Genomic DNA, 9692 nt, shown 5'->3' on the forward strand with positions numbered 1-9692 from the left:
AGTTGCAGTCCTCCGCCTGCCGGGGCGTCGGACTGCGCGACCCTGCGGGTCGCAACAGCAAAGAACAAAGTACGGCCAACAGCTCCGCCCTAATTTTCGCCCAATTCTCCGCCCTCTGCCCGGCCCAGCGCGGCGCGAAAACCGCAAGCGGTTTTCGCACCCGAAGAACAATCACGGCCCCAAGCACCGCCCCGTGTCCGCCTCACTGCGGCTCCGCTATCGCTCCGCCGCCTTTTTCCGCGCGCCTTGGGAAATCTTGTCAAAATGTGCCCGCACATTTTGACGATTTCCCCTTTAAGACGTGGCGCGCGGTCGAGCTTCGACTGGCCTCGGGCCGGCCGGGCCCCACGTCCCGTGGACGGGCAAAACTGCGTTTTGCTGCGGCAGCCTCTACCCCAAGGCCGCCCGCAACAATTAAGCAGCCCCTATCTATCGCGAGCCGCCGAACAGACGCATAAAGTGGCTGACGTACACCCGTTTCACCTCCTCCATCGTCGGCACCGGACGGCCCGTTCCCGCCAGCTCCGCCGCCACCGAAGTCACCCCCTTGTCCGTAAAACCGCAAGGGTTGATGTAGTCGAAATATTTCAAATCGGTCGTCACGTTCAGCGCAAAACCATGCATCGTCACATACCGCGAAGCCCGAACGCCGATCGCACAAATTTTCCGTTCCGGCCGCCCCCCCGCCGCAGGAAGCCATACCCCCGTCGCATGCGGAACCCGACACCCCTCGATCCCCCACTCCGCAATCGTCGCCATCACGCTCTCCTCCAGCCGATCGATATACTCCCGAAGCCCCAACCCCCGTTCCCCGACAGACGACAGATCCAGAATCGGATACCCCACCAGCTGCCCGTACCCATGATAGGTGATATCCCCGCCCCGGTCGATCCGGTAATAAGTCGCCCCAATCGAACGCAAAAACGCCTCGCTCACCAGCAGGTTGTTCTCCCGCCCGCTCTTGCCGAGCGTATAGACATGCGGATGCTCGCACAACATCAGCACCCCCCGCGCCTCGTCCGCCGCCCCCGCCGCGACACGCCCCAGCATCTCGTCGAAAAAGCCCCGCTGCCGCTCCCACGCCGCCCCGTAGTCAATCACCCCCTCGTCCCGTACCTCGATCATCCCTCCCGAGCCGTTAAAGTGTCCAACGGCCTCTGCATTTTCGGCGCCAGCCGATCCGCCATATAAGAAGAACGTACGAGCGGCCCGCTCTCCGTATAAACGATCCCCCGCTCCACCGCCGCCGCCTCGTAACGGGCAAAAGTATCCGGATGGACATATTCCGCCACCGGATAGTGTTTCGGCGTAGGCTGCAGGTACTGCCCGATCGTCATCCGCCTCACCCCCGCCTCCGCCAGGTCGTCCAGTGCGCCGAGCACCTCGTCGAACGTCTCGCCCAAGCCCACCATCAGAGCGCTTTTGGCCAGATCGTCCCGCCCGAGAGCCGCTCCCCGCGCCGCGACATAGCGTAATACGTGTAAAGATGTGTCGTAAGAAGCCCGGCGGTCGCGCACCGTCGGTGTCAGCCGGGCCGTGGTTTCGAGATTGTGCCCCACGATGTCCGCCCCGGCGTCCAGAACGACGTCGAGCAGGCCCGTATCGCCCGAAAAATCGGGTATCAGAAGTTCGATGGTAGTCTCCGGATTGAGCGTGCGAATCGCCCGCACCGTCTCCGCCCAATGTGCCGCCCCTCCGTCCGGCAGGTCGTCGCGATCCACCGACGTAATCACCGCATGGCGCAGCCCCATCAGCTGCACCGACCGGGCGATGCGCTCCGGCTCGGCCGCATCGAGCGGCGCCGGCGAAGCCGACGACTTCGTGGCACAGAACCGGCAGGCGCGCGTACAGACATCGCCCCCGATCATAAAGGTAGCCGTTCCCCTGCTCCAGCACTCCGAAATATTGGGACACCGGCCACTGGAACAGATCGTATGTAGATCGTGCCGCCGCACGAGTGCAGCGACAGCGGCATAACGCGGATCGTTATGAAGCTTTATTTTCAGCCATTCCGGTTTGTGCGTGCCGACTTTCTCATGCGTGCAAGGCATTAGCGGTTTTTCATTTTTTCAGATGTTACAAAGTAACGAAAAATCCTCCGAAATTCCGAACCCCGATCCGGAATTCCTCCTCCGCCGCCCCTCGCGTCCCCATCCGGAGAAAGAGCCCGAACAGCCCGCCGCCCGTCCCTGCGGCACCCGAAAATACCGCAGAAAGTCCGAATCGTAACATAATCGAATCCCGGCAAAATATCCCTCCCGAAAACTCCCTACCTTGTCGCCGCGTGCAACCCTCCGCCACATATCCGACCGCCCGAAAGAGAGCGCCCTCCCGGCCCGACCCCCGGCGGAAGCGGTGCGGAACGGCACTGGCGATCATCCTGCTGTTGTCCGGCCCGCACGCCGCAACCGCACAGACCGGCCGGACGGAAACGACCGATTCGATCTCGTGGCGGCTCGATGCCGCCGAAGGTCCGTTCGGGTTCGCTCCGCTGCACGCCTACGACGACTACTGGAACGAGATCGCCGGTTTCGAATTCGGATTTCTGCGCTACAGACCCCGCGGCTACGACAACCGCTACCGGACACTCCGCATGGGCGGCCTGCCGCTCGTCGAGCAGGAGAGAGGGACTCCGGCCTGGAACGCGATCTACGGCCTCGACGACATCGGCTTCCGCCTTCCCGGAGAGACATCGACCGGCGCGGCAGGAGGCTCCGAAGAGCGACAGATCCTTCCGTGGCAACAGACACGCGGCGGGAAAGTCTCCCTCTCCACCTCCAACCGCACCTATACCCTCCGCGGGTCGGCCGGCTATCGCTCCGGCGAAAACGCCCGAAACGGCTGGGGCTACTCCCTCTTCGCCGGCCGGAGCCGGGCGGGCGACGGCGACGGCTCGTACACGGTCGAGGGGACGTGGAACGACAGCTGGGCCCTCTTCGGCTCGGTCTCGAAGCGGTTCGGCGGCGACCGCCACCGGATCGCCCTGACCGCCTGGTACGCACCGAACCGGCGGGCGCTGGCCGCCGCCTCGACCGAAGAGGCCTTCTCCCTGACCGGCGACAACCTCTACAACCCCGCCTGGGGCCGGTGGAACGACTCGCGGCGGTCGGCCCGCATCCGCACCTCCGCCCAGCCGATCGCCCTGCTGACCTATGCCTACGACTCGGGCGACGCGCTGCGGATCACCGCGACGGCCGGCGCCCGATTCGGCCGGTCGGGCTTCTCGGCTCTCGACTGGTACGACGCGCCGAACCCCCATCCCGACTACTACCGCTACCTGCCGAGCTTCTATCCCGAGGAGAGCGACGAACGAGAGCTCGTCGCCGAACGGTGGCGAACCGACGAAGCCACACGCCAGATCGACTGGACGTCCCTCGTGGCACAAAACCGGGACAGTGGCCCGAGAGCGCATTACATCCTGGCCAGCCGGATGTGCGACTACCGGGAATTCACCCTGCAGACCGTCGCCGAATGGCGTCCCGGCCCGCAGACCGCGCTCCGGGGCGGAATCGAATGCGTCGCCGCGGACAACCTCTGTTTCAAACAGCTGGACGACCTGCTGGGCGGCAGCTACTGGCTGGACGTGGACGTCTTCGCCGAGAACCCGGAAGATGCGCCGAACGGCACGCAGAACGACATGCGCTACCCGAACCGGGAGGTGCACGAGGGCGACACGTTCGGATACAAATACTCCATGCAGAGCATCCGGCCGCACGCCTGGGCCCGTTTCACGCACCGGTGGAGGCAGTGGGAGTTCGAAGCGGCCGGATCGGCCGGGGCAACAGCCTTCCGACGCTTCGGCTACTACGACAAGCAGAACTTTCCGGGCGCCGAGTCGTTCGGCTGGTCGCCCTGGTCGGCCCACCCGGAGTGGAGCGTAGAGGGCGGCACAGGCTACCATCAGGGCGGACGGCTGCGGATCGGTTTTCGGTTCGCCGCCCGGAGCCTCGCGCCGACCCCCTCGGGCGCCTTCATCTCGCCAGAGTACCGCAACGCCTTCGTACCGGGGTTGAAAAACGAGCGGATGCTGGAGGCGGAGCTGCGGGCAGACTACCGGACACCGCTGCTCCAGGCCCATGCAGCGCTCTTCGCGGCGGAGGTACGCGACCGGACGGAGGTGCGCCGGTTCTACAACGACCTGACCTACGGTTTCTGCAACTACCCGATGACAGGGATCGACACGCGCCACATCGGTCTGGAGCTGTCGGCCGAAATACGGCTGGGGCCGCGGTTACAGCTGAAGGCGGCCGCGGCGGTGACCGACTGCCGCTACACGTCGAATCCGCAGGCCACCGTCATCCGGGAGAGCACGGGCGAGGTGATCGCCACCGAAACGGTCTACTACCGAGGACTGCACACAGCCACGGGGCCCCAGACGATCGGCGCGCTGGAGCTGGAATACGCTCCGCGGGGCTGGGTGTTCACCGCGACGCTGAAGGGGTGGACGGGCAACTACATCGCGCCGACGCCGCTCCGGCGCAGCGAGTCGGCAGTGGAGCGGTGGAGATACACGCCCGAAGCCCGGATGATGGCGGCCGAGCAGGAAAATCTAGGCGGCGGGGCGACCGTCGACCTCTTCATCGGCAAAACCGTCTATTTCAAAGCCCGCCACCGGTTAGGCATCTACGCCGGCGTCGACAACCTGCTGAACCGCCGCACGATCCGGGCCAGCGGCTACGAGTCTTCACGGCTGTACAAACGAGACGGCGTCTACCTGCCGCTGGCCTCGAAATACTACTACGCCCGGGGCATCACCTTCTTCACCACCGCCTCCTACCGCTTCTGACGCAAGAAAGCACGCCCGAAGCTGCACCACTCGGAGGAAATTTCGCTATCTTTGTCGCTTCAATCACAACGTCTTTCACACACTCTCTCCCGATGGCCCTGACAATCCCTCCCTACTACCGAGCAAGTCTGAACGGAAACAGCATGGAAAGCGCCATCCGGCTGCTCAAGGAGCGATTTCAGGAGTGTCTTTCCAAAAAATTAGGCCTGCGGCGGGTGACCGCGCCGCTCTTCGTCCTCTCGGGCACCGGCATCAACGACGACCTCAACGGCTCGGAACGGGCCGTATCGTTCCCGATCCGGGACATGGGCGGACGGCGGGCCGAAGTGGTGCACTCGCTGGCCAAGTGGAAACGGATGAAACTGGCCCAGTACCGCATCGCGCCGGGGTACGGACTCTATACCGACATGAACGCCATCCGGGCCGACGAAGAGCTGGACAACCTCCACTCCCTCTACGTCGACCAGTGGGACTGGGAGCGGACGATGCGGGCCGAAGAGCGCAACCTCGCTTACCTGAAAGGGGTGGTGCGGGACATTTACGACGTGCTGCGCGAGGTCGAGGCGGCGACTTACGAACGGTTCCCCCACATCACGCCGGTCTTGCCGGAGGCGATCACCTTCATTCAGGCCGAAGAGCTCCTGCAGCGGTATCCGGGCCTCACGCCCAAGGAGCGCGAACGGGAGGCGGCCAAAGAGTACGGAGCGGTCTTCATCATCGGCATCGGCGGACGGCTCTCGGACGGGACGAAGCACGACGGACGGGCGCCGGACTACGACGACTGGAGCACGGTCAACGAAGCGGGCCATGCCGGGCTCAACGGAGACATCATCTTGTGGAACCCGGTGCTGGAGGCGCCTTTCGAGCTCTCGTCGATGGGCATCCGGGTCGACGCGGCGGCCCTGACCCGGCAGCTGGAAGAGGCGGGATGTCCCGAGCGGGCCGGGCTGGAGTTCCACCGGGCCCTGCTCGACGGCGAACTCCCCCTGTCGATCGGCGGCGGGATCGGACAGTCGCGGCTCTGCATGTTCCTGCTGCGATGCGCCCACATCGGCGAAGTCCAGGCCTCCGTCTGGCCGGACGAGATGCGCGAGGCGTGTCTCCGGGCCGGAATCGAACTCAAATAACCATTCACGGAACCTAACCAATTACCCTGTTATACTATGACCTCACTCAGATTCAAAGTCGTGGACGAAGCCATCCGGCGCAAAGCGAACGAAGTGGCGCTGCCGGCGGAACGGCCGTCGGAGTATTTCGGCATGTACGTCTTCAACCGCGACCGGATGCGCAAGTATCTGCCCAAGAACGTCTACATGGCGCTGGTGGATACGATGGAAAACCGCACTCCGCTCTCGCGCGAACTGGCCATGAACGTGGCCGCCGGGATGAAGCAATGGGCTTTGGAGATGGGGGCGACGCACTATACGCACTGGTTCCAGCCGCTCAACGGCGGGACGGCCGAAAAACACGACGCTTTCGTGGAGCACGACGGACACGGCGGGATGATCGAGGAGTTCTCGGGCAAGCTGCTCATCCAGCAGGAGCCCGACGCGTCGAGCTTTCCGAACGGCGGGATCCGCAACACGTTCGAGGCCAGGGGATACTCGGCGTGGGATCCGACCTCGCCGGCCTTTATCGTGGGGACGACCCTCTGCATTCCGACCGTCTTCATCGCCTACACGGGCGAGGCGCTGGACTTCAAGACCCCGCTGCTGAAGTCGATCGACGCGGTGGGTCGGGCGGCGACCGACGTGTGTCGGCTGTTCGATCCGCAGGTCAAACGGGTAACATCGTTTTTAGGTTGGGAACAGGAGTATTTTCTGGTCGATGAAGGGCTGTGGGCGGCACGTCCGGACTTAGTGCTGACGGGGCGGACGCTGATGGGACACGAGAGCGCGAAGAACCAGCAGCTGGAGGATCACTATTTCGGAGCGATTCCGACCCGGGTGGCGGCATTCATGCGCGATCTGGACGTCGAGCTGCTCAAGCTCGGCATCCCGGTCAAGACCCGGCACAACGAGGTGGCTCCGAACCAGTTCGAACTGGCTCCGATCTATGAGGAGACCAACCTGGCGAACGACCACAACCTGCTGTTGATGAGCGTTATCCATCGCATAGCGAGACGACACTGTTTCCGCTGCCTGCTGCACGAGAAGCCGTTCAAAGGGATCAACGGATCGGGCAAACACAACAACTGGTCACTCGGGACGGACACCGGCGTGAACCTCTTCTCGCCGGGCAAGACGCCGAAGGACAACCTCCTCTTCGTCACCTTCCTGGTCAATACGATCATGGCCGTCTACAAATACAACGGGATACTCAAGGCGTCGATCATGAGCGCGACCAACGCGCACCGGCTGGGAGCCAACGAGGCTCCGCCGGCGATTATTTCGGTCTTCCTCGGACGGCAGCTCAGCGAAGTGCTCGACAAGATCGAGAACTCGTCGTCCGAAGAGGCGATCGTGGTGGACGAGAAGGCGGGATTCCGGCTCGGGGTGACCTCCATTCCGGAGCTCCTGCTGGACAACACCGACCGCAACCGGACATCGCCGTTCGCCTTCACGGGGAACCGGTTCGAATTCCGCGCGGTGGGCTCGTCGGCTAACTGCGGCGGGGCGCTGACGGTGCTCAACACGGCGGTGGCGGCACAACTGAAGCTCTTCCGCCGACAGATCGACGAACTCTCGGCCACGGGGATGCCGATCGAAAAGGCCATTTTCACTGTCCTGCGGGACTACATCCGCGAATGCAAACCGGTGCGGTTCGACGGCAACGGGTACAGCGACGCCTGGAAACAGGAGGCCCGGGAACGGGGGCTCGACACGGAGACCAGCGCGCCGCTGATCTTCGACCGGTTCCTCACCCAGGAGTCGATCGAACTCTTCACCTCGACGGGCGTCCTCTCGAAGGTCGAGCTCGAAGCACGGACGGAGGTCGAATGGGAGACTTACACCAAAAAGATACAGATCGAGGCACGGGTGCTGGGCGACCTGGCGATGAACCACATCCTGCCGGTGGCGTCGCGCTACCAGAGCATGCTGCTCGACAAGGTGGCCAAATTCGGCGAGATCTTCCCGGCCGACGAGGCGAAACAGCTGGCCGAACAGGATCGCCTGCTGATCGTCAAACTGGCCGAACACATGAAAGAGGTGCAGCGGCAGGTCGAAGAGATGGTCGAAGCGCGGAAAGTGGCCAACCGCATCGCCGACGAACGGGCCAAGGCGATCGAATACCACGACAAGATCCTCCCGCTCATGGAGTCGATCCGCTACCACATCGACAAGCTCGAACTCATCGTCGACAACGAGATGTGGACACTGCCGAAATACCGGGAGCTCCTCTTTTTGAAATAACCCGATACACCGCAAAACCATGCCTTGGATCATTCTGGCAGTCTGCCTGCTGCTTTTCATCATCGCCCCGATCTCGATCCGCAACGGATTCGTGCGGCGGCGCAACCAGATCGCCAACGCGCGCGGAGCGATCGACGCCATCCTCAAACAGCGGTTCGACCTGCTGCCCAATCTGGTGGAGACCGTCAAACGCTATGCGGCGCACGAAGCGGAAGTCTTCACATCAGTGACGGCACTGCGGAGCGGGAAACAGAGCTACGACGAATTGTCGACCCAAGAGAAACAACAGTTCGACTCGGGTTTCGGGGTCGGCGTGCGGAACTTCTACGCCGTGGCCGAACGGTATCCGGAACTCCAGGCCTCGGAAAACTTCATGCACCTGCAACGCACGCTCAACGAGCTGGAAGAGCAGCTCTCGGCGGCGCGACGCACCTACAACGCAGTGGTGACCGACTACAACAACTCGATTCAGGTTTTTCCGGCATCGATCATCGCCGGCATGGGCCACTTCCAGCCGGAGCAGGTGCTCGAGACGCCGGAAGCGGAACGGCAAGTGCCGCAGGTCAAGTCCCTGTTCGGAGATAACTGATGGAAGAGGCTGCAATCCCGACATCCGAGCCCCTGACCGTCAATCGGGGCTCTTTTCCCCACAAACAGGCCCGTTACCGACGACTGTGGTGGATGTGGGCGGCGATTTGCGCCGGAGGAATTCTGCTCGGCCGGGCGCTGGGCGGAGACACATGGGGCTGGATCACCGCCGTTGCAGCCGTTCTCACGCTGGGCGGCATCTGGGGATACCTGTCGAAAGAGCTCACCCGACAGTACAAAGAGGAGATCATACCGCAACTCGTCCGGCACTTCTGCGACGAAGGAGAATACGACGCGACCGGCGGCATCGACAAACGGGACTTCATCGAAAGCAACCTGTTTCCCGTCGCCCCCGACCGCTACACGACGGAAGACCTGTTCGAAGGCCGGATCGGCAAGACGGAATTCCGTTTCGCCGAAGTGAAGGCCTTGGAGGAGCGCACCGTGCACACTCCGAGAGGTACGCGCACAACCTGGGTGAAAATCTTCCGGGGCTTCTTCTTCGTGGCCGACTTCAACAAGGACTTCGCCGGACAAACCACCCTCGTGCCGAACTTCTGGGGCGCGAAATGGCTGGCCGGGAAACAGCGGGTGCTGCTGGAAAACACAGCCCTGATGCGCCACTTCCTGGTCTGCTCGACCGACCAGGTCGAAGCCCGGTATATCCTGACCCCGCACCTGATGGAACGCATCCTGCAGCTGGCGAAGAAATATCCCCGCCGCCTGCGGATCAGCTTCACGGGCTCATGCATCATGGTGGCGCGCGACTGCTCGCGGAACCACTACGAAGCAGGACTCTGGCTCTCGATGTCGGAATGTATCCGCCGTGACATCGCGGCGGTGCGCGAACTGACGGGGCTGATCGAAGAGCTCAACATGAACACTCGCATCTGGACAAAAGAATAACCGCTCGTTTATTTGCGCCTTATCTGGAGGGTACTGTTCTCTTTGTGAACAAAGAGAAC

The 9692-nt window shown here is 63.1% G+C and carries 8 protein-coding genes; 5 read left to right on the forward strand and 3 right to left on the reverse strand.

Annotated features, from left to right (window positions below; translation table 11 throughout):
- Positions 1-429 precede the first annotated feature (429 nt).
- The 3 genes from lipB to QZ292_RS07925 are packed head-to-tail and all read right to left on the reverse strand — an operon-like array spanning position 430 to position 2232.
- Entirely contained in the window at positions 430-1125 is a 696-nt protein-coding gene (lipB, locus tag QZ292_RS07915) for a lipoyl(octanoyl) transferase LipB (RefSeq protein WP_294600308.1), read from the reverse strand.
- Positions 1122-2051: a lipoyl synthase gene (gene lipA, locus QZ292_RS07920; protein WP_294600311.1), complete on the reverse strand. Its 930-nt coding sequence runs from the start codon at positions 2049-2051 to the stop codon at positions 1122-1124. Before lipA ends, lipB begins: the two co-directional genes overlap by 4 nt.
- Before the next feature lie 25 nt (positions 2052-2076).
- Positions 2077-2232 carry a hypothetical protein gene (locus QZ292_RS07925; protein WP_294600313.1) on the reverse strand — a complete coding sequence of 52 codons (156 nt, stop codon included), beginning with the start codon at positions 2230-2232 and terminating at the stop codon, positions 2077-2079.
- A gap of 52 nt (positions 2233-2284) precedes the next feature.
- On the opposite strand from QZ292_RS07925, the gene QZ292_RS07930 reads away from it, so the two are divergent.
- The 5 genes from QZ292_RS07930 to QZ292_RS07950 all read left to right on the forward strand — a co-directional run bounded on the left by QZ292_RS07930 (position 2285) and on the right by QZ292_RS07950 (position 9633).
- Positions 2285-4786 (forward strand): TonB-dependent receptor, encoded by a 2502-nt coding sequence (locus tag QZ292_RS07930; protein ID WP_294600315.1) that lies wholly within the window; start codon positions 2285-2287, stop codon positions 4784-4786.
- Positions 4787-4878: 92 nt separating this feature from the next.
- Entirely contained in the window at positions 4879-5913 is a 1035-nt protein-coding gene (gene asnA, locus QZ292_RS07935; protein WP_294600317.1) for an aspartate--ammonia ligase, read from the forward strand.
- Between the two features lie 36 nt (positions 5914-5949).
- Positions 5950-8139 carry a glutamine synthetase III gene (locus QZ292_RS07940; protein WP_294600320.1) on the forward strand — a complete coding sequence of 730 codons (2190 nt, stop codon included), beginning with the start codon at positions 5950-5952 and terminating at the stop codon, positions 8137-8139.
- Positions 8140-8158: 19 nt separating this feature from the next.
- Positions 8159-8728: a LemA family protein gene (locus QZ292_RS07945; protein ID WP_294600322.1), complete on the forward strand. Its 570-nt coding sequence runs from the start codon at positions 8159-8161 to the stop codon at positions 8726-8728.
- Positions 8728-9633: a DUF3137 domain-containing protein gene (locus QZ292_RS07950; protein WP_294600325.1), complete on the forward strand. Its 906-nt coding sequence runs from the start codon at positions 8728-8730 to the stop codon at positions 9631-9633. The genes QZ292_RS07945 and QZ292_RS07950 overlap by 1 nt, the downstream gene beginning before the upstream one ends.
- Positions 9634-9692 lie beyond the last annotated feature (59 nt).

The organism is uncultured Rikenella sp. (assembly GCF_910577125.1).
Lineage (GTDB): Bacteria > Bacteroidota > Bacteroidia > Bacteroidales > Rikenellaceae > Rikenella.